This window comes from Ruegeria discodermiae (assembly GCF_030758345.1).
In the GTDB taxonomy this organism is placed as follows: Bacteria; Pseudomonadota; Alphaproteobacteria; order Rhodobacterales; family Rhodobacteraceae; genus Ruegeria_C.
In genome coordinates this window covers 116,102-141,885 of sequence record NZ_JAVAMO010000003.1, presented here as the reverse complement: position 1 = coordinate 141,885, position 25,784 = coordinate 116,102, and the positions used below count along the sequence as shown (strand labels likewise).

Sequence of the window (25,784 nt, the reverse complement as noted above, 5' to 3'; positions counted from 1 at the left end):
CGATGCGCATTCTGGCCTTTTCCGACCTGCATATGGCCCGCAACAGAGCCGCCGCGATTGTCGAGGCCAGTGGCGAGGCCGAATTGGTGATCGGCGCGGGCGATTTCTGCAACATGCGGCAGGGCCTGCCAGAGGCGATGGAGATGCTCTCCGGCATCTCGGCCCCGCTGGTTCTGGTGCCGGGCAATGCCGAAAGCGCCGAGGAACTCAGCGATGCGGCCCGCGACGGCGTTCATGTGCTGCATGGTCAGACGGTGGAAGTAGATGGCCTGTCCGTTTTCGGGCTAGGCTACGGCGTCCCGATGACGCCCTTTGGATCATGGTCCTGCGATCTGAGCGAGGCGGAAGCGGCGGAACTGCTGGATCGCTGCCAGAGCGCGGATGTGCTGATAACGCATTCACCGCCTAAGGGGACGGGGGATGTGACCTCGCAAGGGATGTCCGTCGGCTCGACCGCCGTGCGCGATGCCATCGAACGGCTGCAACCCAAACTGTCTGTCTGCGGGCATATCCATGACAGCTGGGGCGCGCGGGGCCGGATCGGCGTGACGCAGGTCGCCAATCTGGGACCGACCGTCAACTGGTTCGAGGTCGATGCATGATCGACCCGGTCACGCTGATCGCCTTCCTGCCCGCAGCGCTGGCCCTGAACCTGACGCCCGGCGCGGATATGATGTTCTGTTTCGGTCAAGGGCTCAGGTCCGGTCCGCGCGCCGCGATCGCTGCCAGTGCCGGAATTTCGCTGGGCTCGCTGGCCCATGTCACGCTCGCCGGGCTTGGGCTGGGCGCAGCGGTGGCGGCGATGCCGTGGCTCTTTGATGTGATCCGCTGGGTTGGGGTGGGGTATCTGCTCTATCTGGCGTGGACGGCCATCTGCAACGGCGCCGCGCCGCCCGATGCCCCCGGAAAGCCCGCCAAACATGCCTTCCGCGAGGGGCTTGTGGTCAATCTGACCAATCCGAAGGTGATCCTGTTCGTGCTCGCCTTCATCCCGCAATTCATCGACCCCGGCGCAGGCCCGATCCTGATGCAGTTCCTGATCCTTGGCGCGGTGATTGCGCTGGGCGGGTTTTTCGTCAATTCAGGTGTCGGGCTGATGGCGGGCGGGGCCAGCAGGCATCTTGTCGACAATCGCCGCGCCGGGCGCCTTCTTGGCTGGATCACGGGTGGCATCTTTGCGGCGCTTGCAGTTCGTTTGGCCGTTTTGGAAAGGGCATGACCACAGATGTCGCGCATTGATGAAAGCATGGAGTTTCTTCCGGTCCGCATCGCGGTTCTGACGGTCTCGGACACCCGCGCGCTGGCGGAGGACAAGTCCGGGCAGACCCTCGTGGACCGGATCGAGGCGGCGGGCCATTCCGTGGCCGACCGCAAAATCCTGCGCGATGAACGCGCCGGGATTGCGGACCAATTGCGCGCCTGGGTGCAGGACCCCGATATCGATGTCGTGATCTCGACCGGTGGCACCGGGCTGACGGGCCGCGACGTGACGGTCGAGGCGCACAGGGATGTTTATGAAAAAGAGATCGAGGCCTTTGGCACTGTTTTCACGTTGATTTCCATGGAAAAGATCGGCACATCGGCGGTGCAGTCGCGCGCGACCGGGGGGGTTGCGGGCGGCACCTATCTCTTTGCGCTGCCGGGCAGCCCGGGGGCCTGCAAGGACGCCTGGGACGGGATCTTGCAAAAACAGCTCGATTACCGTCATCGCCCCTGCAATTTCGTCGAGATTATGCCCAGATTGGACGAACATCTGCGACGGAAGTAAACTCTTCCTACGTTCAAGGCCTTGTAGGCGTCGATAGGGTTGGCAAATTCGCCAAGCCCGCTAACCTTTGGTGAGGCAGCGCAACGCCACCGGAGAAGGATGTAAGATGCGGTTTTTACGCCAGAGTCTGCTCGGCGTGTTCCTGGTGTCCATGACGCTGGCCCTGCTTTTGTATGCCGGCCATCTGGTATTTGACGCGGTGCGCACAAGCCTGGCCGACAAGGGGCGGCCTGTTGAGGCGCGCGAGCGGGTGTTTGCAGTCAATGTGGAAACCGCCGAATTGCAGGATGTGATCCCGGTTCTCGAAGCCTTTGGTCAGGTGCAAAGCCGCCGCACGCTGGAACTGCGCGCGGCAGCAGGCGGGCGGGTGCTAGAACTGTCACCGGATTTCGAGGAAGGCGGAACCGTTCGTGCTGGTGACGTGCTGGTGCGCATTGATCCGGCAGATGCCCAGACGGTCTGGGATCGCGCCGAATCCGACATGATGGATGCCGAGGCCGAGGAACGTGATGCTGAGCGTTCGCTCATTCTGGCCCGCGACGAGTTGCAGGCGGCCATCGATCAGTCAGAACTGCGCGACAAGGCGCTGCAACGACAGCTTGATCTGGCCGAGCGCGGCGTTGGCACTGCGGCGGCGGTCGAATCCGCCGAGCTTGAGGCCGCATCCTCGCGGCAGGCGGTTCTGGCGCGCCGTATTGCGGTCGCGCAGGCCGAGGCGCGGGTGGATCAGACCGAAACCCGCCTGATGCGGGCAAGCAGTGCCTTGTCCCTGGCTGAACGGGATCTTGGCGAAACAACCGTGACCGCGCGGTTCGACGGGACGCTGAACGACGTCAATCTGGTCGAGGGGCGCTTGGTCGCGGCCAATGAAAAGCTGGCCGAGCTGATCGACCCCGACGCGCTGGAAGTGGCGTTCCGGGTCTCGACCGCGCAATATGCAAGGCTGCTTGATGACGAGGGCGATTTGATTGCGGCACCGGTCATTGCCTCGCTTGAAATTACCGGCACCAACCTGACCGCGCGCGGCGTGATCAGCCGCGACAGCGCGGCTGCGGGCGAGGGCCAGTCCGGGCGGCTCATCTTTGCTCGGCTGGAAGCAGCACGGGGCTTCAAACCCGGAGATTTCGTCACCGTCGCGGTCGAGGAACCTACCTTGCAGGAGGTCGCGCGGCTGCCTGCCTCGGCCTATGACGCCACCGGGACCGTTCTGATCCTGGGCGCGGAGGACCGGCTGGAATTGCTGCCCGTCCGTCTCGTCCGTCGTCAGGGCGACGAGGTGCTGCTGCGCGGCGAAGGGCTGGCCGGGCGCGAGGTGATCGTCGGGCGCACGCCCCTGCTGGGGCCGGGGATCAAGGTCCGACCTGTGCGCGAGGAGGTGCAGGCGATGCCTGCCGCATCGCTGCTTGAACTCAGCGACGAGCGGCGTGCCCGGCTTGTGGCTTTTGTCGAAGGCAGCGACGACATGCCGCCCGAGATGAAGGCGCAGATGCTGGAGCAATTGGCTGAACTGCGCGTGCCCGAAGATCTGGTGCTGCGAATCGAATCCCGGATGGAAGGATAACCCGCCATGGTCCGCGAGATCCCAGGCGCGGCAGGCGGGCTGCTCAGCTACTTCACCCGGCACCGCACGGCGGCCAACCTGTTGCTGGTGGTTCTGCTGGTGCTGGGTGCGGCGGCGATCCCCAACATGCGGGCGCAGTTCTTTCCCGATGTGATCATCGAGGATATGCGCATCAGCGTCGAATGGGATGGTGCAGGTCCCGAAGATGTGGACAGCGCCATCGTGCAGGTGATGGAACCTACGCTGCTGGCGTTGGATGGCGTCTCGGGGTCCGAGGCCAGATCGCGCGAGGGGCAGGCATATCTGACGCTGGAATTTGAACCCGGCTGGGACATGTCGCGCGCCTCGGACGACGTGCAGGCGGCGGTTGACGGCCTGACGACCCTGCCCGAAGACGCCGATGAGCCCAAGGTGCGGCGCGGCGGCTGGCGCGACCGGGTCACCGATGTGGTCATCACTGGCCCGATCGAACCGGCGCAGCTTGGCCTGCTGGCGGACGAGCTGGTTACCCGCCTCTTTACCGCTGGCGTGGCCCGGACGACCATTCGCGGTGTTGCCGCTCCACGCACCATCGTCGAAGTGCCTACGATGCAGTTGATCGCCAATGACATCACCATGGCGCAGATCGCCGAGGCCATTGCGGGCGAGGTGGATACCAACCCTGCCGGTGATGTGACCGGCGCCAATGCGCGCGTGCGCACCGGCGTTGAAAAACGCTCGCCCGAGGATATCGAAGGTATCGTTCTGCGCTCCAACCCCGATGGCTCGAAACTGCTGGTCAGCGATCTGGCCACCGTCCGTGTCGAAGGTGTGGATCGCGAGCGCAGCTATTTCGTGGCCGACGATCCCGCCATGTCGATCCGCGTCGACCGCGCCGATGGTGGGGACGCCATCGACGTGCAGCGCGCGGTCGAAGAGGTCGCCGCCGAAATGCAGGCCAGCTTGCCGCAAGGCGTGACGGTTGAACTGATCCGCACCCGAGCCGAGGCGATCACCGGACGGTTGAATATCCTGGTCGATAATGGCTTGGTCGGGCTTGGTCTGGTTGTCTGCCTGCTGTTCCTGTTCCTGAACGCGCGTATCGCTTTCTGGGTCGCGGCGGGCATTCCTGCCGCGATGTTTGCAGCCATTGCGCTGATGTATATCGGCGGGCTGACCATCAACATGGTCAGCCTCTTTGGTCTGATCATCACGCTGGGCATTGTGGTCGATGATGCGATCGTTGTAGGCGAACACGCCGATTTCCGCGCCCGTCGGCTGGGGGAACACCCGATCGTCGCCTCGGAACGCGCCGCGCAGCGCATGGCAATGCCGGTTCTGGCGGCGACCCTGACCACGATCATCGCCTTCTTTGGTCTCACCGCAATCGGTGGGCGGTTCGGAGAGTTGATCCAGGACATCCCCTTCACCGTGATCGCCGTTCTGGCGGCCTCGCTGGTGGAATGCTTCCTGATCCTGCCCAACCACATGTCCCACGCCATTGCCCATTCGGCCAAGGAGCATTGGTATGATGCGCCGAACCGGGTGGTGAATCGCGGCTTCCGCTGGGTGCGCGATACCTGGTTCCGGCCGCTGATGGCAGGGGTGGTGCGCGCCCGCTATGTCGTGATCGCAGGCGCATTGGTGCTGCTTGCGAGCCAGATCGCGCTGTTCATTCAGGGTGATGTGCAATGGCGCTTCTTCAACGCGCCCGAGCGCGGCTCGGTGACTGGCAATATCGCCATGGTCGAAGGGGCAAACCGCGCCGACACATTGGAAATGCTGGCCGAACTGCAACGCGCCACGGATGCGGTCTCGACCCGGCTTGAGCAGCAATATGGCTGGTATCCCGTTGACTATGTCATGGTCGAGGTTGGCGGCAATGCCGGGCGCGCCCTGTCGGGGATGGAGGGCAAGGAAACCGACCTGCTGGGCGGCCTTTCGATCGAACTGATTGATGCCGACCTGCGCCTTGATAACGATGACGTTCCCTATTCCAGCTTCCAGTTCATTGCCGAGTTGCAGGAAGAAATCCGCCGCCATCCGCTGACAGAGGTGGTCAGTTTCCGCGGCTGGCGGTCCGGTCCCGGTGGCGATGCGCTGGATGTGCAGTTCTATGGGGCCGATGTCAGCACGCTGAAAGCGGCGTCCGAAGCTTTGCAGGCTGCCGTGCTGCGCTATCCGGAAGTATCGGCGGTCGAGGACAATCTGGCCTATGATAAGGAAGAGGTGATCCTGGATTTGACCGCGCAGGGGCAGGCGCTGGGCTTTACCATCGAAACGCTGGGCCGCGCGCTGCGCAACCGGCTGAACGGGATCGAGGCGGCCACCTATCCCGACGGTCCGCGCAGCGCCGAAATCCGCGTGGAACTGCCTGAGAACGAGTTGACCGCCGATTTTCTGGAACGCACATTGATGCGCTCGCCCGAAGGCACTTACGTGCCGCTGGCCGATATTGTCTCGGTCCAGCAGCGGACAGGGTTTTCGACCGTGCGGCGAGAGAATGGCGTGCGCGTGATTTCCGTCACCGGCGATATCTCCGAGGATGACCCGGCGCGCGCGGCAGAGATCGAGACTGCCCTGCGCACCGAAATCCTGCCCGAGATCGCCAGCACGCTGCAGGTCGAGTGGCGGCTGGCCGGGCTGAGCGAGCAGGAGGATGAGTTCCTGTCTGACGCCCGCACCGGGCTGATCCTCTGCCTGACGGGTATCTATCTGGTTCTGGCCTGGGTCTTTGGCAGCTGGACCCGACCGGTGGTGGTGATGGCGGTGATCCCCTTTGGCCTCGTGGGCACAATCTGGGGCCACTACATTCAGGATGTGCCGTTGAGCATGTTCACCGTGGTTGGCCTTCTGGGCATGACCGGGATCATCATCAATGACTCGATCGTGCTGGTCACGACGATTGATCAATATGCTGCAGAGCGCGGCCTTGTCCCCTCGATCATCGAAGGCGCGGCTGACCGGCTGCGCCCGGTGATGCTGACTACGCTGACGACCGTTCTGGGGCTGACACCGCTGCTTTATGAGGGATCGCAGCAGGCGCAATTTCTCAAGCCTACGGTGATCACGCTGGTCTATGGCTTGGGCTTTGGCGTCTTTATGGTGCTGCTGCTGGTCCCGGCACTGATCGCCATCCAGCGCGATATCGGGCGCCCCGTTAGCGCCCTGCGGCGCGCGCTGCGCGGCGCTGATCCAAGGGTTGGGCTGGCGATCCTGATCAGCGGGCTGGTCACATTCGGCTGGCTGGTTCCCACCATGATCTGGCCGCTGGTCACCGGGGCGCTGCCCGGGCCACTGGCATCTGTCACCGACGGCGGCGGAATTCGCAGCGGGTTGGTTCTGTTCTTTGTCGGGGCTCTGGTGATCTTGCTGCTGAGCTGGCTGATCTCGGCGCTTTATGCGGTACGCATCACCAGAACCCGCTCCTGAGCGCCAGTTGCAGCAGGTCGGGCACACGGGCGCTCATCGGCAGGTCTCCGGCCAGCACCGCTTGGGTCTCGAACCACCGCGCGTCCGAGACATCGTCCGCCGCCTGTAGCGTTCCACCGACATAGCGGCAGGCCACGCCAACCAGCAGATAGTGCAGATCGACGCTGCCATCCTCGCCATGCTGCAACAGGTCCAGATTGGTCAGGTAGTCGATCGGTTCGGCATGGATTCCGGTTTCCTCGCGCAGCTCGCGTGTTGCGGCCAAGAGCACGGTCTCGCCCCATTCCACATGACCGCCGGGAAACCCCCAAAGCCCGGCATCGGGCTTGTTGCGGCGTCGGGCCAGCAGCACCTCGCCGTCGCGCAGAACCACGGCCAGCGCACCGATCCTGGGAAGTTGCGTCATCCGCGCGCCGCCGGGCAGCCCTGAATGTCGACCGCATGTTTCGAGCCCAGCACGGTGATCCGGATTTCGGAGCGGTCTAGCGTCATCGGGCCATTGCCGTCGCCAACGAATTCCGATGAAGAGATCAGCGTATTGCCCTGCCTGCGGGATTGCGCCGGAGCAGCCCAGATCGCCGGATCGCCGGGTTCGAATATGGCAACTTCCTCTCCGCCCGCTGAAGGCATCGTGATCTGTGCCTCGATGCGGACGCCCTCACCGGTGGGCTGCAGGCGGCAGGTGACCGAGGTCACGCCGGCCTCTTTGCTGGAATAGGGCCGCTGCGCGAAGGCTGCGATGATCGCCGGGTTGCGACCCGCCTGGGTATCGAGCTTGTGATCGAAACCGAGCGTGCTGGGGATGCAGACATCCTTGCAGATGCCAAGCTCCATTTCGCCGCGCAGGCGCACCGGTTTGTTGGCGTTGCGCGGCGAGATTTCGACCGGCAGAACAAGCTGGTCAGTATAGCCGATGCTGCGCATGCCGTTCTGGTCATGTATTTCGGGCGTTGGCCAGGTGATGTCGATCCCGCCCAGATTGCGCGAGGCACCCCAGTCAAAGCGCGGGGGTATCCCGGCATCGCCGGGCGCGCGCCAATAGGTCTTCCAGCCATCGGCAAGGGTCAGACGCAGCGCGCCCAGATAGGTGCCATCCTCGGTCCGGCCCCCGTCCAGCACATCGAGCTGCACGATATCGTCCATGTTTTGCGACAGGGCTGGGGGGGCCGCCAGCGCGGCGAGCATCAGAAAAGGGAACGCGTGTTTCATCATGGTTCCTACATGCGGTCTTGTCCGGAAAATTCCAACTCACGTTAAGGTTAACGTGGGTATTTTCAACCCATGCGTGCTGCTGCTCTTGCGTCCGGCAGCAGGCGGGGCCATTGTTGTTACAGTAAGGAGATTTGCCGCAACATGATGGACCTTACCGGACAGCTTCTGATCGCCATGCCAGGCATGGGCGATCCGCGCTTTGAACACTCGGTTGTCTATATCTGCAGTCATGGCGAAGATGGGGCGATGGGCCTGATCGTGAACAAGCCTGCCGATCTGCGCATCTCGGCCTTGCTGACCCAGTTGGACATTCCCTGCAAGATACCGGTTGTCAATGACACACCTGTGCGGTTTGGCGGGCCGGTCGAAACCGCGCGCGGCTTCGTGCTGCATTCCACCGATTACGACGCCAATCTGCATTCGATGAATGTGGATGCCGCGTTCAGCATGACGGCAACGCTGGACATCCTCGAAGACATGGCCAATGGCGCGGGGCCTGCGCAGCGGTTGCTGATGCTGGGCTATTCAGGCTGGGGGCCGGGGCAATTGGAAAGCGAGATCGGCGAAAACGGCTGGCTGACGGTTCAGGCCGACCCGGCTCTGGTGTTCGATATTGCCGATGATCGCAAATGGGAAGCCGCGCTGAAGCTGCTGGGGATCGATCCGCTGACCCTTTCAGCCAGCGCCGGGCACGCCTGAATCCCGCGGTGCTGCGGCCCGGCCCAGGCGGTCGTTGATCGCAGCGCCAAGCCCCTCCTGCGGGATCGGGGCCACCGCAATCGGGCGACCGGTCCTGTCAAGCGCATGCAGCGCCGCAAAAAGCTGCGCTGCCGCCTCAACCAGATCACCTGAGTGCGACAGGTTCAGGTCGCAGGCCATATCGCCAAACCCCAGCAACACCTCATCGCCTTGCCGCTCGGACGCGTTAAGGCGGACGCTGGAGGCAGGCGCATAATGCGACTGCAACTGACCCGGTGCGATGATCGGCTCGGCGCTGTTATGGGCCAGCGGGGCAGTGCCGAGCACCCGCGTGATCTCTTTGGCGCTGACGCCGCCGGGGCGCAGCAAAGTGGGGTGCCCGAACAGCCCCAGGATCGTCGATTCCAGCCCTACGGTGCAGGGTCCGTCATCCAGTACGGCGTCGATGCGCCCGTCAAGCCCGGCGCTGACATGTGCCGCCGTGGTCGGGCTGATCCGGCCCGAGGGGTTGGCAGACGGCGCGGCAACCGGGCCATCGAATGCGCTCAGCAACGCGCGGGCCGCAGGGTGCGCGGGCACCCGCACCGCGAGCGTTTCGAGCCCGGCCGTGACCAGAGGCGATATACCATGCCAGTCGCGCGAGGGCAGAACCAGCGTCAGCGGTCCGGGCCAGAAGGCCCGCGCCAGCGCTTCGGCCTGATCGGACCAGGCCACGTAGCGCCTTGCGGCCTCGACCGAGGGCAGATGCGCAATCAGCGGGTTGAAGCTTGGCCGTCCTTTGGCCTCATAGATCGCAGCCACGGCGCGATCATCGCGCGCGTCGCCGCCCAACCCGTAGACCGTCTCGGTCGGGAAAGCGACCAGGCCACCGCTGCCCAAAATCCGGACGGCCCGCGTGATATCGGCGGGTGCGGCGCTCAGATGCTCGGTTTTTCTGCCCATCATTGTCGGTGACGCCGCGTTCAGGTTGCTTTCAATAGGGTGCCGGTTAGTTATTTACAAAAGCAAGTTCAATACGGAATTGACTCAGGCGTTGTCCTGCTCAGGCGGCAGATGCGCCTCCCGTGATCGAGGTTCCCATGTCCTATACAGCACCACTCTCTGATTACGAATTCCTGATTCATAACGTTGCGGGTCTGAGCGCGATCACCGCCACTGACCGGTTCGGCGATGCTGACCGTGATGTCGTATCCGCCATCCTGAACGAGGCCGGAAAGATGTGCCGGGACGTGCTGGAGCCGCTGCGCCGCGTCGGTGATCTGAACCCCGCAGTGTTGGAAAACGGAGTGGTGCGCACCTCTCCGGGGTTTGGTGATGGCTGGCAGGCAATTGCCGAGGGTGGCTGGGTCGGCATGAGCAGCAATCCCGAATTCGGTGGCATGGGCCTGCCAATGGCGGTCACGACAGCGGTGAATGAGATGATGAGCGCCGCCTGCCTGTCGCTGCAGATCGCACCTTTGATGACCCAGGGCCAGATCGAGGCGCTGGAACACCACGCCAGCGATGACCTTAAGGCGCTGTATCTGCCAAAGCTGATTTCCGGCGAATGGGTCGGAACCATGAACCTGACCGAACCGCAGGCCGGATCGGATGTTGGCGCGCTCAGCTCGCGGGCCGAGCCGAACGGCGACGGCACATATGCGGTGACCGGGCAGAAGATTTTCATCAGCTGGGGCGATAACGACTTTACCGACAATGTCTGCCATCTGGTGCTGGCGCGCCTGCCCGATGCCGCGCCAGGCACCAAGGGGATTTCACTGTTCCTGGTTCCGCGCAACCTGCCCGATGAAGACGGCGCAGCCGGTGTGGCCAACACGCTGAAAGTGGTCTCGCTGGAGCATAAGCTTGGCCTGCACGGATCGCCGACCTGTGTGATGCAGTATGACGGCGCCAAGGGCTGGCTGGTGGGTGAGCCGCATAAGGGCATGGCCGCCATGTTCACCATGATGAACAACGCGCGTCTGGGTGTAGGTGGGCAGGGTGTCGGCGTTGCCGAGGGGGCATATCAACACGCGCTGGCCTATGCGAAGGACCGCAAACAGGGGCGCAGCGCGCCAACCGGAACCATCCTGGATCACGCGGATGTCCGGCGCATGTTGATGGAAATGCGGGCCGACACGTTTGCCGCGCGGGCCATTCTGCTGGCCTGTGCCGGGGCCATCGACATGGGTCATGCCACCGGTGATGCCAACTGGGTCGCACGAGCGGCCTTCCTGACGCCGATTGCCAAGACTTTCGGCACTGAAACCGGCATCCGCGTTGCAGAGACCGGCGTTCAGGTTCATGGCGGCATGGGCTTTATCGAGGAAACCGGGGCGGCGCAGTTCTATCGCGATGTGCGCGTAACGGCGATATATGAGGGCACCAGCGGCATTCAGGCTATGGATCTGGTGGGTCGCAAGATGATGGATGGTGGCGAGGCTGCGGCCCGCTTGCTGGACGAGATCGAAGATCACGCCGAACAGGCCCGCGCCACCCTGCCGGAACTGGCAGAGCCGGTTTGGGAGGCGACGGAATCGCTGCGTGAAACCACCGAATGGCTGGTTGCTCAGGGAGATATGAACGACCGCTTTGCAGGCGCGCTGCCCTATCTGCGGGCTTTTGCCCGGGTGCTGGGCGCGCATTACCATCTGGTTGCGGCGCTGGCCGAACCCGAGGGGGCGCGGGCCAAGCTAGCGCGGTTCTACATTCACGCGCTGCTGCCACAATATTCCGGTCTGCTGGTGCAGGCGCAAAACGGGGCGGCTGACCTCTTTGCGCTCAGCGCTGACGATCTGGCCGCCTGATGGACGGCACACCAGAAACCGGTCTCCGCTTCCCCTGGCCAGAACCGCCCGCGCCGGGCGAGGCAATCGAGGTGGCAGAGGGCGTCTTGTGGATGCGCCTGCCATTGCCGATGAAGCTGGACCATGTGAATGTCTATGCTCTGGATGACGGCGATGGCTGGACGCTGATTGATACCGGCTTTTCGTCGAAGAAAACCCGCGCGATATGGCAGGGGCTGATCAATGGGCCACTGGCGGGCAAGCCGGTGCGGCGGGTTCTGGTCACCCACCACCATCCTGACCACATTGGCAATGCAGGCTGGTTCCAGTACGAGTTTGGCGCGGAGCTGGTTACCACCCGTACTGCGTGGTTGTTTGCCCGGATGCTGACGCTGGATGTGCAGGAGGTCTGGCCCGAAGAGACACTGGATTTCTACCGCAGCGCCGGGATGGCGCCTGAAATCCTTGAGGCGCGCATGGCGCAGCGGCCCTTCAACTTTGCCGATATGGTTTATCCCATGCCGCTGGGCTTTACCCGGATCAAGCAGGGCAGCGTGTTCCATATGGGCGGGCGCGATTGGGACATCCATATCGGCAATGGCCACGCGCCTGAACATGCGACGCTGTGGAGCCGTGAAGGTGATCTCGTCCTTACTGGTGATCAGATCCTCAGCTCCATCAGCCCCAATATCGGCGTCTACCCGACCGAACCGATGGCCGACCCGCTGGCGGAGTGGCTGGAAAGCTGCGAGCGGCTCTCGGGCCTTGCTCAGCCCGGACATCTGGCACTCGGTGGGCACAAACTGCCCTTTACCGGGTTGCCCTTCCGTATGCGACAGTTGATCGACAATCATCACAGTGCGCTGGACCGGCTCAAGGATCATCTGGATGTGCCGAAAGTGGCATCGGACTGTTTCCTGCCGCTGTTCAAACGCAAGATCGGCGAGGGCGAGTACGGGCTGGCCCTTGTCGAAGCAGTTGCGCATCTCAACCATCTTTACCACATTGGAGAGGTCGAACGTGACCGCCGGGCCGATGGCGCCTGGCTCTATCAGTGCAAGGGGTAAAGCATGGGTGACCAGATCGAGACGGCTGCAGAAGCGATCGAAAGCGATGCGCTGCCACGCTGCCACGAGGTGCATGCCGATCCCAAAAGCCCCGCGCGGATGAAACAGGGACCGCACCCGGTGGCGGAACCCGCGCAAAAGAAAAGCCCGGCGCAATGGGCCTATGAGCGGTTGATCATCTATATCCGCAATTTCGAGAAACAGCTGGATGCCAGGCATGAGGTTGCCATGGGCTTTACCGGTGGCGATGCCGGCGTGCTGCGGATCGAGGGTATGGGCTATTACGACCCTGACATTGTCACCTTCTACGGCAGCGATGGGAGCGGTGCAAAAACCCAGCTGGTCCAGCATGTGAGCCAGTTGAACGTGATGCTGCGGGCGCTGCCCATCCCCTCCGAAAAGGAACCGGCCAATCGTATCGGTTTCCGGCTGGCCGCTGATCTGGAAAACAACGCGGGCTGAGCGGTTTCGCTTGCCCTCCGAGCCGTTGACCCATTCTATGAGGGTAAACGGATGGAGGGACAGATATGGCGCATTTGACCGCAGTGGTGCGGGCGTATCGTGATGCCTGGGCAAGGCGGCGCGTCTTTGTGCCGCTCTATATGGTGTTGCGCCTGCTGACGGTTGCCCTGATTGCGCCGGGTGTCGCCCTGGCCGTAAACCTTGCGGTTTCGCTGTCCCATCAATCCGCACTGACCGACCAGGACATTGCTTTCTTCCTGCTCTCGCCAATGGGGTTCATCGTTGGCGTGGTTGTCCTGAGTATCGTGCTGGTCGCCGAGATTCTGGGTTTTGCCGTCATGGCCGCCTGCTTGCGGGTCGAAACCGGCAATCTCTGGCAGGCGGGAGCGGTGGCGCTGAGGCTTGTGTTGGGCAAGCTGATGCGGCTGCTGGAATTTGCGCTGCGGCTGGTGCTTAAGGTGCTGTTGCTGGTTGTGCCGTTTGCCGCGATTGCGGGGTTCATCGCTTGGTGGACCCTGACGGAATATGACATCAACTACTACCTCACATTCAAGCCACCCTCGTTCCTGATTGCTGCCGGTCTGATAGGTCTGGTGGTCGTTGTCATGGCCTGGGTTCTGATCCGGCGGCTGTCGGGCTGGGCGCTGGCGCTGCATATGGTGCTGTTCGAAGACATGCGCCCCAAGGCCTCCTTTGCGGTGAGCGTGTCCTTGATGCAGGGCAAGCAGACCGCGCTCAAGCTGCGGCTGGCGCTGTGGCTGATCCTGCGGGCAGCGATTGCCGCGCTGATCGCTGCGCTTGCAGGGGCGGCACTGGGTCTGATGCCGGTGACGGAAGGGGGCGGGCTGACGCTTGTGTTGCGGCTGAGCATGGCGGTTGTTGTCCTCTGGGCGGTGCTGGGTCTTGTGCTGGCGGCCACGGCGCTGGGTGCGCTGGCGGTGCTGCTGGACGGGTATCTGGACCATCCGGTGCATCTGCAAGCCCATCAGGGGCAGGCGGGTCTGCGGGGTCGTCTGATCGCGGCGGCCTGTCTGTCGGTGCTGGCGGTGGTTGCGGGCGGCTGGGTCGGCAACGCGGTTCTGGCGCGGGTCCAGGATGACAAGCCGGTTGCGGTGATCGCCCATCGCGGCGCAGCGGGGCAGCGTCCGGAAAACACTATGGCGTCGGTGCAGAAAGCTATCGAGGATCAGGCCGACTGGGTCGAGATCGATGTGCAGGAAACGGCGGATGGCGTGGTCGTGGTCATGCATGACAGCGACTACATGAAGCTGTCCGGCGTCGATTTGAAAATCTGGGACGCCACCATGGCCGATCTGGACGAGATCGATATCGGCAGCTGGTTCGATCCCGCGTATGGGGAAGAGCGTACTCCCACCCTGCGGGATGTTCTGGCCGCTGCACGCGGCAAGTCCAACGTGCTGATTGAGTTGAAATATTACGGCCATGACGAGGATTTGGAAAACCGGGTGATCGACATTGTCGAGGATCTGGGCATGGCCGACCAGATCGCCACCATGTCATTGAAGTACCAGGCGGTGCAGAAGATGCGCGCGTTGCGCCCGGATTGGCGCACCGGCGTGCTGGCGGCAACAGCCGTTGGCGATCTGGCGGGGCTGGAGGGCGATTTCGTCGCGGTCAGTACAGCAACGGCGCGTCCCGGCCTGATCCGCTCGGTGCAGGAGGCGGGCAAGGATTTCTACGTCTGGACGGTGAACGACCCGCTGGAAATGTCCAAGATGATCTCGCTGGGGGCGGATGGGCTGATCACCGACGAGCCCGCGCTGGCCAAGGAGGTGATCCGCATCCGGCAAGAGCTTGGTCCGAGCGAGCGGGTTCTTTTGTGGTTTGTCGAGGAAATGGGCGTAGATCTGACACAGGGCAGCTATCGTGACAACAGCCCGTAATCTCGCTCTGGCTTTCTGCCTTCTGGCGCTGCCCGCCTCTGCGCAGGACTTGGGCAAAGCGCTGGAGATGCCCGCGCATCGCACATTGATGGCGCTTCGCGCAACGGCTGATCTGAGCGCGTTCGAGACCGATGGCTGTTCCGGCGGTCTGTCCAGGTCCTGGGAACTGGTTGCCGAAACCTTCCCCGATTTCGAGCAGAGCTTCGAGGGTGCACCGCCTTGGGAGGAGTGCTGTGTCACCCATGACCGCGCTTATCACAATGCTTCTGGCGCGGAAGAGGCAGACCAGAGCTATGAGGCACGGCTGGTCGCCGATCAAGCTCTGCGCGCCTGTGTGATTGCCACCGGGGCGGAGCAGGAACAGGCGCTCGCCGATCGATATGATGTCTCGCGAGACACTGTGCGGCAGGCCTATGCGACTATCGCGGGGGCGATGTTTCTGGCGGTGCGGTTTGGTGGTGGGCCATGCTCGGGATTGCCGTGGCGCTGGGGCTATGGCTATCCGTCTTGCGATCCCTTTGGTTGGACCACCCCTGCGCGCGATTGACGTGGTGACACGGGCCTGCGAATCCAGTATCCACCTGTTAAAACGCGAATAGGATAGTGACCCATGGCAGACCACAAGCACGGCGAAATGGACATCAAGGAACAGATCTCGACCTTTGACGGTTTCGTCAAGTTCACCACCTGGACCGTTGTCGCGATCCTCGGGATCCTGGTGTTCCTGGCCGTTTTCGCCACCTGATCACGCTGGATTTCCCCTTGTTCCGCCCGCTTCTGGCCTGCGCCGTTGCGCTGACGCTTGTCGGCTGCACCCAAAGCGCGCCCAATGCTGATCCGCAAACCATTGCAGCGGTGTCCTACCGCGATCCGGGGCCAGCCTACCTGACCCTTTACACGATGGTGAACAACCGGACCGGCGGCGGCGGTCATTCATCGCTGTTGATCAATGGCAGCGAGCGGGTGATTTTTGATCCGGCCGGATCATTCCATGCCGATATCGTGCCGGAATATAATGACGTGCTCTATGGGATCACGCCCGCAGTTGAGCAGGCCTATCGCGGCGCCCATGCGCGCAGCACCTATCATGTGGTGCGCCAACGGGTTGAGGTGACGCCAGAACAGGCCGAGATCGCACTTCAACTGGCCAAACAGAACGGCCGGGTGATGGGCGCGTTCTGCTCAAATGCCACCGCGCGCCTTCTCAAGCAGGTGCCGGGGTTTGAACAGATTGATGTGGTCTATCAACCTGTCAAACTGCAGGAACAGTTCGCGCAAATCCCGGGTGTGGTCACCGACCGCTACTATGAAAATGACGATGAGGACCTGCAAAAAGGCCTGACCGAAGGCAATGCAGCCCTGAACCAGCAGGCTCAGGGTTAGGCGTTAGCCAGCCAGATAGAGCAACCCGTAAAGCGTGGCGGCCCCGCCGATGATCCCAAAGATCACGTTCCTGGTAATATAGCCCACTGCCAGCGCTGCGGCGGCGGCGCTCATATGGGCGAGGTCCGGTTTGCCGTCCGTGGCACTGGGCCAGACTACCAGCGGCGCGACCATGGCCGGGATGATTGCAGCCGCCGTGTAGCGAAGATGCCGGAGCAGCCAGTCCGGCATGGTGCGGCCCCCAACAAGGCCGATGAACACGAAGCGCAACGCAAAGCTGCCAACCGCAAGGCTTGCGATCACGATCCAGATCGTCGTCGGATCGAGGTTTTTCATGCCGCAGCCCTCCGCCGATCAAGGATCACCTCGCAGCGCGCGCCCGCCATCATCCCGGCGCAACCCGCAATCAGCAAGCCGAGGTTGAAGGGGACAGTAGTGCTCAGCAGTGCAACAACGATGGCGACCAGCGCGGCGACCACATGCGCCGGGGTTCTCAGCATTGGGCCGATCATGGCCAGAAAGGTGATCGGCAGGGCGAAATCCAGCCCCCAGCTTTCGGGAATGCGCGTGCCGACAACCGCGCCCAGATAGGTGGCCACCAGCCAGGCAGGGGTCAGCGGGGACACGACGCCAAAGAAATACCGAAGACGCTCCGACACCTTCATCCTGGGTTCTTTTTCGAATTGCATCATCGAACAGGCATAGCTCTGGTCGATCGTGAAATAGGCCGCAAACACCCGCTGCCAGAGCGGTGCCGCACCCAGATACGGCGTCAGCGAGGCCGAATACATCGCCACCCGCAGATTGACGGCCAGCGCGGACAGGATCGCCACAATGGTGGGGGCGTTGTCATTCAGCAGGTGCAGCGCGGTGAACTGTGCCGCCCCGGCAAAGACGGCGGCCGAGAATGACATGGTCTGCACCACGCTCAGGCCCGCCTCGGTCGCCAGCACGCCAAAAAGCATGCCAAACGGGAGCGCCATCAGCAGAAAGGGTTACCCATCGAGGAAACCTCTCCAGTAGTAGGATTTCGTGGTGGTGATTGCCATGATCCGATCCTAAGTTGGCCCAGACCGCAGTAACGGGCTTGAGAAAGGGTTGCAATTGGCCAGATCGGACAGTGTCTCGGATTATATCATCGCCCCCGACCCCAAGGCGGCCCGCCTGACACGCTCGGTTGAAGGCGTCGATCAGAACGGCGCGGCTGAGGTCATCTCGGTGGTCGAGGAACGGCCTCTGACCATCTTTCTCAACGCGCAGGAAATCGTCACCGCGATGACCATCGGTGATTATCCCGACTATCTGGCACTGGGGTTTCTGCGCAATCAGGGCATGTTGCTTGAGGATGACGAGATCACCGGGGTGGAGTTCGACGAAGAGCTTGAGACCGTGGTGGTCAGGACGCGGCGCGAAACCTCCTACGAGGACAAGCTCAAGAAAAAGACCCGAACCAGTGGCTGCGCCGTGGGCACGGTGTTCGGCGATATGATGGAGGGGCTGGAGGGGATCACCCTGCCGCAAACCACAGTACGCACCTCGTGGCTCTATGAATTGGCGTCCAAGATCAACCGCACCCCCTCGCTCTATCTTGAGGCGGGGGCCATCCATGGCACCGTTCTGTGTCAGGAGAACCGCGCCCTGGTCTATATGGAGGATGTCGGGCGGCATAATGCTGTCGACAAGATCGCCGGATGGATGCTGTCCGAGGGGGTGTCGGCGGATGACAAGATTCTCTACACCACCGGGCGGCTGACCTCGGAAATGGTGATCAAGACCGCGATGATGGGCATCCCGGCGCTTGCCTCACGCTCGGGTTTCACCGCTTGGGGTGTCGAGATCGCGCGAGAGTTGGGTCTGACCCTGATCGGTCGCATGCGCGGGCGGCGTTTTGTCTGCCTGGCGGGAGAGGAGCGGCTGGTGCGCGATGTGGATCCCGCCAGCGTGCCGGTCGAAGACAAGAAGCACCGACGCAAGAGTGCGCAGTGATGGCAGGGGGTGGAACATCATGAAACAGCCGCTCGGCGTCATACTGGCCGGAGGGCAGGCCACGCGGATGGGTGGTGGCGACAAGGGGCTTCTACCCTTGGGTGGCGCAACTCTGCTGGACCGGGTAATTGATCGGCTGGACCCGCAGGTCAGCGGGCTGGCCCTGAACGCCAATGGCGATCCGGCGCGCTTTGCCAAGCTGGGTCTGCCCATCCTCGCCGACAGCATTGAAGAGTTCGCAGGGCCGTTGGCAGGTGTGCTGGCGGGGCTCGATTGGGCTGCCGAACAGGGAGCTGAGACGATTGTGACAGCGGCGGCGGATACGCCCTTCTTTCCCTGCGATCTGGTGCCGCGCCTGCTGCTGGCCGCCGAAGACATGGCGCACCCACTGGCGCTTGCGGCAACGCCGGACCCGAAACGGGGCGTTGCTCGGCAACCTACCTTCGGGTTGTGGCCGGTTGCCCTGCGCGACGATCTGCGCGCGGCGCTGGCGGGGGGCTTGCGCAAGGTCGTGCTCTGGACCGAGGCGCATCAGGGGCGCGAGGCGCTGTTTGAGACCGGCAGCGTCGATCCCTTCTTCAATGTCAACACGCCCGAGGATCTGGCCCGGGCCGAACAGATGCTGGAGCGCGGATGAAGATCTTTGGCGTGACCGGCTGGAAAAATGCCGGAAAGACGGGGCTGATGGAGCGGCTGGTGGCCGAGATCACCGGCAGGCGCTATTCCGTCTCGACTGTCAAACATGCGCATCATGCGTTCGATGTGGATCAACCCGGGCGCGACAGCTACCGGCATCGCGCGGCGGGCGCGCAGGAGGTGCTGCTGGCCTCGGCCCAGCGCGTGGCGCTGATGCAGGAGTTGAGCGGCGCGCCCGAGCCGCCGCTTTCAGACCTGCTGGGCCGCCTCTCTCCGGTCGATCTGGTGCTGATCGAGGGTTACAAGCGCGAACCGCACCCCAAGATCGAGGCGTTCAGGGCCGAGGCGGGACATGCATTGATTGCGCCAACTGATCCCACCATCCGGGCGGTGGCAAGCGATTGCGCGCTGGAGATCGACCGCCCGGTCTTCGATCTGGAAGACACAGGCGGGATCGCTGATTTCATCCTCTCCGAGGTCGGGCTGTGACACCGTTCCAGACCATCGCGATGGTCGATTGGTCGGGCGGCAACGACACCGGACCCAAGCCGCGAAAGGATGCGATCTGGGCCTGTGTGATCCGCGCCGGTGCTTGCGAGGCACCCATCTATCTGCGCAACCGTGCCCGGGCGGAGGTATGGCTTGGTGATCTGATCGAAACCGAGCTGGCCGCCGGTCGCCGCCTGATGCTGGGCTTTGATTTCCCGTTTGGCTACCCGGCGGGCTTTGCGCGCTCCATCACCGGTACGGATGATCCGCTGACCCTCTGGGAGTGGTTCGCGGATCACATCGAGGACGCGCCGGACCACAATAACCGCTTTGATCTGGCGGGGCAGATCAACCGCCGCTTTGGCGGGGTGGGGCCGTTCTGGGGCAATGGTCTGAAACGCGATATTGTGGGTCTGCCGCGCACCAAAACCGGGTACCAAAATCCATTCCCGGACCGACGCGCGGTCGAAGAGCTTGCAAAGGGCAGTTTCACCTGCTGGCAGATGTCAGGGGCCGGTGCGGTTGGCGGGCAGGTCATGATGGGTTTGCCAGTTCTGACCCGGTTGCGCCACCGTTTTGCCGGACAAATCGCCGCTTGGCCGTTCGAGGCGCTGGACAAACCCGTGGCCTTTGTCGAAATCTGGCCCTCACTGACGCTGGGTACGTCTCCGGCGGATCGGATCAGGGACGCGTGGCAGGTCGAACATGTCGCGCGAGATCTGGCAGGGCTGCCAGCAGAGGAACTGACGCGCCGGTTGACCGTGGAGGCACCGGAAGAGGGGTGGATATTGGGTGTGGATCAGAACCGGAGCACGATAGCGCCACCGCCGCTGCGCAACGATTGTTTTGCGCTGCCTGCCGGAGTGAGTTGGACACCGGTTGACGATGCTCTGGCGCTGTTGCGCGATCGCCTGCGCGCGGTCACCAGCATCGAAGAAATCCCCGTGATGGATGCGATGGGGCGTGTTCTGGCCGAAGATTGCATCGCGCTGCGATCCAACCCGCCGCAGGCCAATACGGCGGTCGATGGCTATGGGTTCTCGGGCGGGTTGCCCGAGGGTGCACATGTGCTGCCTCTGGCCGATGGGCGTGCTGCGGCGGGTGCGGCGTTTGCAGGGACGGTTCCTGCAGGTCATGCCATCCGCATCTTGACCGGAGCCACCCTGCCCGAAGGGGTGGACACCATCGCGCTGCAGGAGGATGTCACGGTCGAGCCGGACCGGATTGCCTTGAACGGACCACTCAAGCAGGGCGCGAATGCGCGGCAAGCGGGTGAGGATGTCGCGCAGGGTGACATCGTGCTGGAGGCGAGCAGGGTGCTGAGCGCCGCTGATCTTGCGCTGGCCACCGCTGTCGGGATCGCCCGCCTGCGCGTGCGAAAGCCGCTGAAAGTGGCGGTTCTGTCCACAGGCGACGAGTTGACCGATCCCGGCGAAGATGCCGGGCGGGACGGGATTTATGACGCCAACCGCCCCATGCTGCTGGCTACGCTGCGCGCCTTCGGGTTTGAAGCAGTAGATGTAGGCCGGGTCGGCGATGACCGCGCGGCGCTGCGACAGCGCTTGGACGCGGCAGCGCAGGAGGCGGATGCGATCCTGACCAGTGGCGGCGCCTCGGACGGGGATGAAGATCATATGTCCGCGGTGCTGCGGGATGCGGGGGCGATGCAGGAATGGCGCATCGCGATCAAGCCGGGGCGGCCGCTGGCGTTGGGGCTTTGGCAGGACAAGCCGGTCTTTGGCCTGCCGGGGAACCCTGTCGCAGCCCTGGTCTGTACGTTGATCTTCGCGCGCCCGGCGCTGGCGCAACTGGCGGGTGCGGGGTGGTCAGACCCGCAGGGGTTTGACATGCCCGCCGCGTTTGAAAAGCGCAAGAAACCGGGCCGCCGCGAATATCTGCGCGCTAGGGTCCGGGAAGGCCGGGTCGAGGTCTTTGCCTCGGAAGGGTCCGGCCGGATTAGCGGGTTGAGCTGGGCCGAGGGGCTTGTTGAACTGGGGGATGGCGCCTGCCACATTAGGCCGGGCGACGCGGTTCGATACATTCCCTACGTCAGCTTTGGCCTCTAGTCGAAGGTCCCCGCGACCCGACCCAGCAGCATAAAGGCGCGCGCGGTGCGCGTTTCGCTCAGCGCCGAGATTTCCGCATCACTGGCATCCGGCTCGAATTCGGTGAACATCTGATCGAAGCGGCGCAGGAAGTGATGCGCGGCATCGCGAAAAATCGGGTCCTGCTTCATTCGGCCAGAAGTCAGCGCCAGCGACGAGCGATCACGTACACCGCCCAGCGACGCCACTGCGCGGCCACGCGCGCCTTGTGCGAATTGCCGCCAGATCTCGGGGCGGGCCATGTCGGGGCGCAAATCGTCCATATAGATGCCTTCCTGACTGAGCAGGGTCAGAACATCCTGCGCGGCTTGGATCAGCTGCGCCGATTGGCGGTTCTTCAAGGCGCGCCGGAGCGCGGAGAATCCAGCCGTGTCGTCGGCGCTTTCAGGAAAGTTCAGCGCGTGGATGAAATCCCCGCGCGGCATAGGCGGTGCCATGTCTTCGGGCGCATTTCCCAGGGCCAGTGTGGCTTGCTCGTCAGGCTCTGCCGGTGCGGGCTCGGCTGCAGGTTCCGGGCTTAGCAGATCCGAGCCCCGTCTTTTGGTCGAGAAGGTGGCCAGCGTGGTTTCGGTTTTCTTGGCGGTCTTCACGATTTCATCCAGCTTGCGCGTCACCGATGGCTCGGAGCTGATCGCGGCGTTTTGCTGCTGGCTGACATAGGCGTTGCGGATGGCGTCAATGGCGGCTTGCAGGCGCTGGCTTTCCTCGCGCATCACCCGGCTTGCCCGCGCTGCCATCGCGGCGACCCAGATCATCGCAACCGGCATGAAGATCGCCAGCATGGTGACAAACATGCTGACACTGTCGGCATTGGCGTCGTCTCCGGGCACGACCACAAAGAAGATCACCGAGATCACGAGCCACGCAACGCTAAGCGCCAGAGCGGCAATCTCGATCCCCGTGACCGAGGGCCGCGCCGGAGGGCGGTCATAGATTCCCAACTGGGTCGGTGACGTTTTGGTGCCGGGTTTCTTGCCGGTCATGGCATCGCTCCGTCAGGCGTAGGCGACTTTGAGAACCTCGTAGGACCGCTCGCCGCCCGGAGTGCGGACCTCGACACTGTCGCCCTCTTCCTTGCCGATCAGGGCACGGGCAATAGGCGATTTGATGTTCAGCAGACCGGCCTCGATATTGGCCTCGTGCTCGCCGACGATCTGCCAGGTCTTTTCCTCGTCCGTGTCCTCATCGACCAGCGTGACCGTGGCGCCGAACTTGATCGCGCCGCTCAGCTTGGCCGGGTCGATGACATCGGCAAGCGACAGCACGCCCTCAAGCTCCTTGATGCGGCCCTCGATAAAGGACTGCTTTTCACGGGCGGAATGGTATTCGGCATTCTCCGACAGATCGCCATGCTCGCGGGCTTCGGCGATGGCTTTGATGATGGCCGGACGCTCAACGGATTTGAGCTGTTTGAGTTCGCTTTCCAGCGCGGCGAAGCCGGCTGGTGTCATCGGGATTTTTTCCATGGTCGTCTTGCCCGCACGCTACAAATTGAGTCGCCCCGTCGCGCAAAGCGCCGGGGCGACAGAAAGGGTCGTCGTTTACCTGACCCAAAGCGGGGGTGGATTGCAAGGGTTCAATGCCCGGTTACGGGCGGATTGCAGCCTATGTGTAGGACACAACTTCGAACTCAATGCCGTTGTCATCGTCGAAATAGAACCGCCTTCCCGGCTCGTAATCGGCGTGGGATTTCGGCGTGAAGCCTGCGTCGATGACGCGCGCTTCGATCGCGTCTAGGTCGTCCACGACGATGCCCAGATGGTTCAGCCCGCCGATCACGTCATAGCTGCGCTCGGCGGAGGGCGACGCACTGGGCGGGGTATAGAGCGCCAGATAGCTGGACCCGGTGCCGATATGCACCGTGTAGCCGCTATCCATCGCGGTGCCCTCCCAACGGATTTTCCAACCGAACACGGCCTCCAGCCACGCGGCGGTGGCTTTGGGGTCGGCGACGGTGAAATTGGTATGTTCAAGCGTGGCGGTCATCTGCGTTCTCCGTAAAACTTCATTGCCACGGTCTACTGTAATTTCTAAACCTAACTTTAGGTCAAGGTGTTTTGGAGGGTCAGATGGCAGTATCAGAAGGCTTGCCGATCGGGGCGCTTGCCGGGCGTACCGGACTGGCCGTGTCGGCCATTCGCTATTACGAGTCGCAGGGCCTGCTGAAGCCCTGGCGAAATGCGGGTGGGCAACGCCGCTATCAGCGGGCCGATATCCGCAGGCTCAGCTTTATCATGATCGCGCAGCAATTCGGATTGTCCCTGCCGGATATTCGCGAGGTTCTGGCCGGGCTGCCCAACAACCGGACCCCCACGCCGAAAGACTGGGCGCGGATCGGGGAATTGTTGCGCGACCATCTGGATGCGCGAATCGATACGTTGCTGCGATTGCGGGACAATCTGGATGGCTGCATTGGTTGTGGTTGCTTGAGTCTGCCCAAATGCAAGCTCTACAATCCCGATGACACCGCAAAAGCAAAGGGCAGCGGACCCAGATATCTGCTCGGCGACCGCCCCGAAGTCTGATTTTGCCGCATTGCAGCAGTGTTACGCCGTGTTCTGATTGACCCGACGGTCATTCAGCAGGTAATCAGCCTCGAAACAAAGTTGCGCCCGAGGGGCGAATTCGGACAGGAACCAAGGAGCCCACGATGGCCGAGATTGAACGCGAAGCGATGGAATATGACGTGGTGATCGTCGGTGCAGGCCCTGCGGGCTTGTCGGCGGCGATACGTCTGAAACAGCTGGATGCGGACCTGGATGTCGTTGTCCTGGAAAAAGGCTCTGAGGTGGGCGCGCATATCCTGTCCGGCGCGGTGCTTGATCCCTGCGGCCTGGATGCTTTGATCCCCGACTGGAAGGAAAAAGGCGCACCGCTGAACGTGCCGGTCGAAGAAGACAACTTCTATGTGCTGGGTGAAGCGGGCAAGCTGCGCGTCCCCAACTGGCCGATGCCGCCGCTGATGAACAACCACGGCAACTACATCGTCTCGATGGGCAATGTCTGCCGCTGGATGGCTGAGCAGGCCGAAGAGATGGGCGTCGAGATTTTCCCCGGCATGGCGTGCTCGGAAATTGTCTATGGCGACAATGGCGAAGTGAAGGGTGTGGTTGCCGGTGAGTTTGGCAAGAACCCTGACGGCACACCTGGGCCGGGCTATGAGCCAGGTATGGAACTGCACGGCAAATATGTCTTCCTGGGCGAGGGCGTGCGCGGCTCGCTCAGCAAGGAAGTGATCGCGAAATATGATCTGCAAGCCGGGAAAGATCCGCAGAAATTCGGCGTCGGCATGAAGGAAATCTGGGAGGTCGACCCGGCCAAGCACAAGCCGGGCACTGTGACTCACACCATGGGCTGGCCGCTGGGCAGCAATGCCGGGGGGGGCTCGTTCATCTATCACCTGGACAACAACCAGGTCTATGTGGGCTTCGTGGTGCACCTGAATTACAAGAACCCCTACCTGTTCCCCTATATGGAGTTCCAGCGCTTCAAACACCACCCGATGGTGGCTGAACTGCTGAAAGGCGGCAAGCGCGTGGCCTATGGTGCACGCGCGATCACCGAAGGCGGGTATCAGTCGATGCCAAAGATGGTCGCACCCGGTGTGGCGCTGCTGGGCTGTTCGGTAGGCATGGTCAACGTGCCGCGCATCAAGGGCAACCACAACGCCATGCTCAGCGGCAAGGCGGCAGCCGAGGCAGCCTTTGACGCGATCAAGGCCGAGCGCTCGGGTGACGAGTTGTCGGCCTATGAGAGTGAAGTGCGCGAAGGCGCCATCGGCAAGGACCTCAAGAAGGTGCGCAACGTCAAGCCGATGTGGTCGAAATGGGGCCTTGTGCCGTCGCTGGCACTGGGCGGGCTGGATATGTGGACCAATTCGGCGGGCTTCTCGCTGTTCGGTACGCTGAAGCATGGCAAGACCGACGCTGCCGCGACCGAAGAGGCCAGCAAGCACAAGCCGATCGACTATCCCAAGCCCGATGGCAAGCTGTCCTTCGACCGTTTGACCAACGTCTCTTTCGCGATGACCAACCACGAGGAAAGCCAGCCCTGCCACCTGCAGTTGGCCGATCCCAATATCCCGCTTTCGGTCAATCTGCCCAAGTTTGCCGAACCGGCGCAGCGCTATTGCCCGGCAGGGGTTTATGAGGTGGTCGAGGAAGACGGCAAGGACGCACGCTTTGTGGTGAACTTCCAGAACTGCGTGCATTGCAAGACCTGCGACATCAAGGATCCGAGCCAGAACATCAACTGGGCCACGCCGCAGGGCGGAGACGGGCCGAATTATCCCAATATGTAGGCAAAAACACGGGTAATGGCGCAGTCGTGAGGCCTG

Annotated in this window: 27 protein-coding genes; 19 read left to right on the top strand and 8 right to left on the bottom strand. The window is 62.8% G+C overall.

Annotated elements, in window-relative coordinates:
• Nucleotides 1–2: 2 nt before the first annotated feature.
• The 5 genes from Q5Y75_RS09785 (at nt 3) to Q5Y75_RS09765 (ending at nt 6,740) form a co-directional block, all read left to right on the top strand.
• On the top strand, nt 3–602 hold the full coding sequence (locus tag Q5Y75_RS09785) for a metallophosphoesterase family protein (protein ID WP_306196762.1): 600 nt from the start codon (nt 3–5) through the stop codon (nt 600–602).
• The gene (locus Q5Y75_RS09780) at nt 599–1,219 is read left to right on the top strand and encodes a LysE family translocator (RefSeq protein WP_306196759.1); all 621 of its coding nucleotides are present in this window, start codon (nt 599–601) and stop codon (nt 1,217–1,219) included. The genes Q5Y75_RS09785 and Q5Y75_RS09780 overlap by 4 nt, the downstream gene beginning before the upstream one ends.
• A 6-nt stretch (nt 1,220–1,225) precedes the next feature.
• Nucleotides 1,226–1,768, top strand: a complete 543-nt coding sequence (gene moaB / locus Q5Y75_RS09775) for a molybdenum cofactor biosynthesis protein B (RefSeq protein ID WP_306196757.1) — start codon at nt 1,226–1,228, stop codon at nt 1,766–1,768.
• Between the two features lie 106 nt (nt 1,769–1,874).
• Complete coding sequence (locus Q5Y75_RS09770; RefSeq protein ID WP_306196756.1) at nt 1,875–3,329, top strand: efflux RND transporter periplasmic adaptor subunit; 1,455 nt, start codon at nt 1,875–1,877, stop codon at nt 3,327–3,329.
• Nucleotides 3,330–3,335: 6 nt separating this feature from the next.
• Complete coding sequence (locus Q5Y75_RS09765; RefSeq protein WP_306196754.1) at nt 3,336–6,740, top strand: efflux RND transporter permease subunit; 3,405 nt, start codon at nt 3,336–3,338, stop codon at nt 6,738–6,740.
• On the opposite strand, the gene Q5Y75_RS09760 is transcribed toward Q5Y75_RS09765, so the two are convergent.
• Nucleotides 6,721–7,146, bottom strand: a complete 426-nt coding sequence (locus Q5Y75_RS09760; protein WP_306196753.1) for an NUDIX hydrolase — start codon at nt 7,144–7,146, stop codon at nt 6,721–6,723. The two genes, Q5Y75_RS09765 and Q5Y75_RS09760, sit on opposite strands and share 20 nt — an antisense overlap.
• The gene (locus Q5Y75_RS09755) at nt 7,143–7,949 is read right to left on the bottom strand and encodes a protein-disulfide reductase DsbD domain-containing protein (protein WP_306196752.1); all 807 of its coding nucleotides are present in this window, start codon (nt 7,947–7,949) and stop codon (nt 7,143–7,145) included. The genes Q5Y75_RS09760 and Q5Y75_RS09755 overlap by 4 nt, the downstream gene beginning before the upstream one ends.
• Nucleotides 7,950–8,096: 147 nt before the next feature.
• Between Q5Y75_RS09755 and Q5Y75_RS09750 the strand changes: the two genes are divergently transcribed.
• On the top strand, nt 8,097–8,651 hold the full coding sequence (locus Q5Y75_RS09750; RefSeq protein WP_306197246.1) for a YqgE/AlgH family protein: 555 nt from the start codon (nt 8,097–8,099) through the stop codon (nt 8,649–8,651).
• Here Q5Y75_RS09750 and Q5Y75_RS09745 read toward each other — a convergent pair.
• Nucleotides 8,628–9,596, bottom strand: coding sequence for an L-threonylcarbamoyladenylate synthase (locus Q5Y75_RS09745; RefSeq protein WP_306196750.1), 969 nt, complete (start codon nt 9,594–9,596; stop codon nt 8,628–8,630). The two genes, Q5Y75_RS09750 and Q5Y75_RS09745, sit on opposite strands and share 24 nt — an antisense overlap.
• 134 nt (nt 9,597–9,730) lie before the next feature.
• Here Q5Y75_RS09745 and Q5Y75_RS09740 point away from each other — a divergent pair, with 134 nt between their 5' ends.
• The 7 genes from Q5Y75_RS09740 to Q5Y75_RS09710 all read left to right on the top strand — a co-directional run bounded on the left by Q5Y75_RS09740 (nt 9,731) and on the right by Q5Y75_RS09710 (nt 16,232).
• The gene (locus tag Q5Y75_RS09740; protein WP_306196749.1) at nt 9,731–11,437 is read left to right on the top strand and encodes an acyl-CoA dehydrogenase; all 1,707 of its coding nucleotides are present in this window, start codon (nt 9,731–9,733) and stop codon (nt 11,435–11,437) included.
• On the top strand, nt 11,437–12,483 hold the full coding sequence (locus tag Q5Y75_RS09735) for an MBL fold metallo-hydrolase (RefSeq protein WP_306196747.1): 1,047 nt from the start codon (nt 11,437–11,439) through the stop codon (nt 12,481–12,483). The genes Q5Y75_RS09740 and Q5Y75_RS09735 overlap by 1 nt, the downstream gene beginning before the upstream one ends.
• 3 nt (nt 12,484–12,486) lie before the next feature.
• Nucleotides 12,487–12,945, top strand: coding sequence for a DUF6173 family protein (locus Q5Y75_RS09730; RefSeq protein WP_306196744.1), 459 nt, complete (start codon nt 12,487–12,489; stop codon nt 12,943–12,945).
• A gap of 65 nt (nt 12,946–13,010) precedes the next feature.
• On the top strand, nt 13,011–14,849 hold the full coding sequence (locus Q5Y75_RS09725) for a glycerophosphodiester phosphodiesterase (RefSeq protein WP_306196742.1): 1,839 nt from the start codon (nt 13,011–13,013) through the stop codon (nt 14,847–14,849).
• Nucleotides 14,833–15,396, top strand: a complete 564-nt coding sequence (locus tag Q5Y75_RS09720; RefSeq protein ID WP_306196740.1) for a helix-turn-helix domain-containing protein — start codon at nt 14,833–14,835, stop codon at nt 15,394–15,396. The genes Q5Y75_RS09725 and Q5Y75_RS09720 overlap by 17 nt, the downstream gene beginning before the upstream one ends.
• Nucleotides 15,397–15,459: 63 nt before the next feature.
• On the top strand, nt 15,460–15,594 hold the full coding sequence (locus Q5Y75_RS09715; protein ID WP_306196738.1) for an aa3-type cytochrome c oxidase subunit IV: 135 nt from the start codon (nt 15,460–15,462) through the stop codon (nt 15,592–15,594).
• Between the two features lie 17 nt (nt 15,595–15,611).
• The gene (locus Q5Y75_RS09710) at nt 15,612–16,232 is read left to right on the top strand and encodes a hypothetical protein (protein WP_371933248.1); all 621 of its coding nucleotides are present in this window, start codon (nt 15,612–15,614) and stop codon (nt 16,230–16,232) included.
• 3 nt (nt 16,233–16,235) lie between these two features.
• On the opposite strand, the gene Q5Y75_RS09705 is transcribed toward Q5Y75_RS09710, so the two are convergent.
• Nucleotides 16,236–16,568, bottom strand: a complete 333-nt coding sequence (locus Q5Y75_RS09705) for a branched-chain amino acid transport AzlD family protein (RefSeq protein WP_306196736.1) — start codon at nt 16,566–16,568, stop codon at nt 16,236–16,238.
• Nucleotides 16,565–17,221 (bottom strand): AzlC family ABC transporter permease, encoded by a 657-nt coding sequence (locus tag Q5Y75_RS09700; protein ID WP_306197242.1) that lies wholly within the window; start codon nt 17,219–17,221, stop codon nt 16,565–16,567. The genes Q5Y75_RS09705 and Q5Y75_RS09700 overlap by 4 nt, the downstream gene beginning before the upstream one ends.
• A 109-nt stretch (nt 17,222–17,330) precedes the next feature.
• Between Q5Y75_RS09700 and Q5Y75_RS09695 the strand changes: the two genes are divergently transcribed.
• From Q5Y75_RS09695 to Q5Y75_RS09680, 4 genes are read left to right on the top strand one after another with little or no spacing between them, the layout of a single operon-like run.
• A complete protein-coding gene (locus tag Q5Y75_RS09695) occupies nt 17,331–18,218 on the top strand; it encodes a formate dehydrogenase accessory sulfurtransferase FdhD (RefSeq protein ID WP_306196734.1) in 888 nt (295 codons plus the stop codon).
• A 19-nt stretch (nt 18,219–18,237) separates the two neighbouring features.
• The gene (gene mobA, locus Q5Y75_RS09690) at nt 18,238–18,855 is read left to right on the top strand and encodes a molybdenum cofactor guanylyltransferase MobA (protein WP_306196733.1); all 618 of its coding nucleotides are present in this window, start codon (nt 18,238–18,240) and stop codon (nt 18,853–18,855) included.
• Complete coding sequence (mobB, locus tag Q5Y75_RS09685; protein WP_306196731.1) at nt 18,852–19,343, top strand: molybdopterin-guanine dinucleotide biosynthesis protein B; 492 nt, start codon at nt 18,852–18,854, stop codon at nt 19,341–19,343. The genes mobA and mobB overlap by 4 nt, the downstream gene beginning before the upstream one ends.
• Entirely contained in the window at nt 19,340–21,409 is a 2,070-nt protein-coding gene (locus tag Q5Y75_RS09680) for a molybdopterin-binding protein (protein WP_306196729.1), read from the top strand. The genes mobB and Q5Y75_RS09680 overlap by 4 nt, the downstream gene beginning before the upstream one ends.
• Here Q5Y75_RS09680 and Q5Y75_RS09675 read toward each other — a convergent pair.
• The 3 genes from Q5Y75_RS09675 to Q5Y75_RS09665 all read right to left on the bottom strand — a co-directional run bounded on the left by Q5Y75_RS09675 (nt 21,406) and on the right by Q5Y75_RS09665 (nt 23,434).
• On the bottom strand, nt 21,406–22,431 hold the full coding sequence (locus Q5Y75_RS09675) for a hypothetical protein (protein WP_306196727.1): 1,026 nt from the start codon (nt 22,429–22,431) through the stop codon (nt 21,406–21,408). The genes Q5Y75_RS09680 and Q5Y75_RS09675 overlap by 4 nt on opposite strands.
• Before the next feature lie 12 nt (nt 22,432–22,443).
• Nucleotides 22,444–22,914: a transcription elongation factor GreA gene (gene greA / locus Q5Y75_RS09670; protein ID WP_306196726.1), complete on the bottom strand. Its 471-nt coding sequence runs from the start codon at nt 22,912–22,914 to the stop codon at nt 22,444–22,446.
• 139 nt (nt 22,915–23,053) lie between these two features.
• Nucleotides 23,054–23,434 carry a VOC family protein gene (locus tag Q5Y75_RS09665; protein WP_306196724.1) on the bottom strand — a complete coding sequence of 127 codons (381 nt, stop codon included), beginning with the start codon at nt 23,432–23,434 and terminating at the stop codon, nt 23,054–23,056.
• Nucleotides 23,435–23,517: 83 nt separating this feature from the next.
• On the opposite strand from Q5Y75_RS09665, the gene soxR reads away from it, so the two are divergent.
• Together soxR and Q5Y75_RS09655 are read left to right on the top strand one after the other, a co-directional pair.
• A complete protein-coding gene (soxR, locus tag Q5Y75_RS09660) occupies nt 23,518–23,973 on the top strand; it encodes a redox-sensitive transcriptional activator SoxR (protein ID WP_306196722.1) in 456 nt (151 codons plus the stop codon).
• Nucleotides 23,974–24,098: 125 nt separating this feature from the next.
• Nucleotides 24,099–25,748 carry an electron transfer flavoprotein-ubiquinone oxidoreductase gene (locus Q5Y75_RS09655; protein ID WP_306196720.1) on the top strand — a complete coding sequence of 550 codons (1,650 nt, stop codon included), beginning with the start codon at nt 24,099–24,101 and terminating at the stop codon, nt 25,746–25,748.
• Nucleotides 25,749–25,784 lie beyond the last annotated feature (36 nt).

Coding starts and splice junctions, on each gene's coding strand:
- Q5Y75_RS09785 (WP_306196762.1), top strand. CDS start 3: ATGCGCATTCTGGCCTTTTCCGACCTGCATATGGCCCGCAACAGAGCC.
- Q5Y75_RS09780 (WP_306196759.1), top strand. CDS start 599: ATGATCGACCCGGTCACGCTGATCGCCTTCCTGCCCGCAGCGCTGGCC.
- moaB (WP_306196757.1), top strand. CDS start 1,226: ATGTCGCGCATTGATGAAAGCATGGAGTTTCTTCCGGTCCGCATCGCG.
- Q5Y75_RS09770 (WP_306196756.1), top strand. CDS start 1,875: ATGCGGTTTTTACGCCAGAGTCTGCTCGGCGTGTTCCTGGTGTCCATG.
- Q5Y75_RS09765 (WP_306196754.1), top strand. CDS start 3,336: ATGGTCCGCGAGATCCCAGGCGCGGCAGGCGGGCTGCTCAGCTACTTC.
- Q5Y75_RS09760 (WP_306196753.1), bottom strand. CDS start 7,146: ATGACGCAACTTCCCAGGATCGGTGCGCTGGCCGTGGTTCTGCGCGAC.
- Q5Y75_RS09755 (WP_306196752.1), bottom strand. CDS start 7,949: ATGAAACACGCGTTCCCTTTTCTGATGCTCGCCGCGCTGGCGGCCCCC.
- Q5Y75_RS09750 (WP_306197246.1), top strand. CDS start 8,097: ATGGACCTTACCGGACAGCTTCTGATCGCCATGCCAGGCATGGGCGAT.
- Q5Y75_RS09745 (WP_306196750.1), bottom strand. CDS start 9,596: ATGATGGGCAGAAAAACCGAGCATCTGAGCGCCGCACCCGCCGATATC.
- Q5Y75_RS09740 (WP_306196749.1), top strand. CDS start 9,731: ATGTCCTATACAGCACCACTCTCTGATTACGAATTCCTGATTCATAAC.
- Q5Y75_RS09735 (WP_306196747.1), top strand. CDS start 11,437: ATGGACGGCACACCAGAAACCGGTCTCCGCTTCCCCTGGCCAGAACCG.
- Q5Y75_RS09730 (WP_306196744.1), top strand. CDS start 12,487: ATGGGTGACCAGATCGAGACGGCTGCAGAAGCGATCGAAAGCGATGCG.
- Q5Y75_RS09725 (WP_306196742.1), top strand. CDS start 13,011: ATGGCGCATTTGACCGCAGTGGTGCGGGCGTATCGTGATGCCTGGGCA.
- Q5Y75_RS09715 (WP_306196738.1), top strand. CDS start 15,460: ATGGCAGACCACAAGCACGGCGAAATGGACATCAAGGAACAGATCTCG.
- Q5Y75_RS09705 (WP_306196736.1), bottom strand. CDS start 16,568: ATGAAAAACCTCGATCCGACGACGATCTGGATCGTGATCGCAAGCCTT.
- mobA (WP_306196733.1), top strand. CDS start 18,238: ATGAAACAGCCGCTCGGCGTCATACTGGCCGGAGGGCAGGCCACGCGG.
- mobB (WP_306196731.1), top strand. CDS start 18,852: ATGAAGATCTTTGGCGTGACCGGCTGGAAAAATGCCGGAAAGACGGGG.
- Q5Y75_RS09675 (WP_306196727.1), bottom strand. CDS start 22,431: ATGACCGGCAAGAAACCCGGCACCAAAACGTCACCGACCCAGTTGGGA.
- greA (WP_306196726.1), bottom strand. CDS start 22,914: ATGGAAAAAATCCCGATGACACCAGCCGGCTTCGCCGCGCTGGAAAGC.
- Q5Y75_RS09665 (WP_306196724.1), bottom strand. CDS start 23,434: ATGACCGCCACGCTTGAACATACCAATTTCACCGTCGCCGACCCCAAA.
- soxR (WP_306196722.1), top strand. CDS start 23,518: ATGGCAGTATCAGAAGGCTTGCCGATCGGGGCGCTTGCCGGGCGTACC.
- Q5Y75_RS09655 (WP_306196720.1), top strand. CDS start 24,099: ATGGCCGAGATTGAACGCGAAGCGATGGAATATGACGTGGTGATCGTC.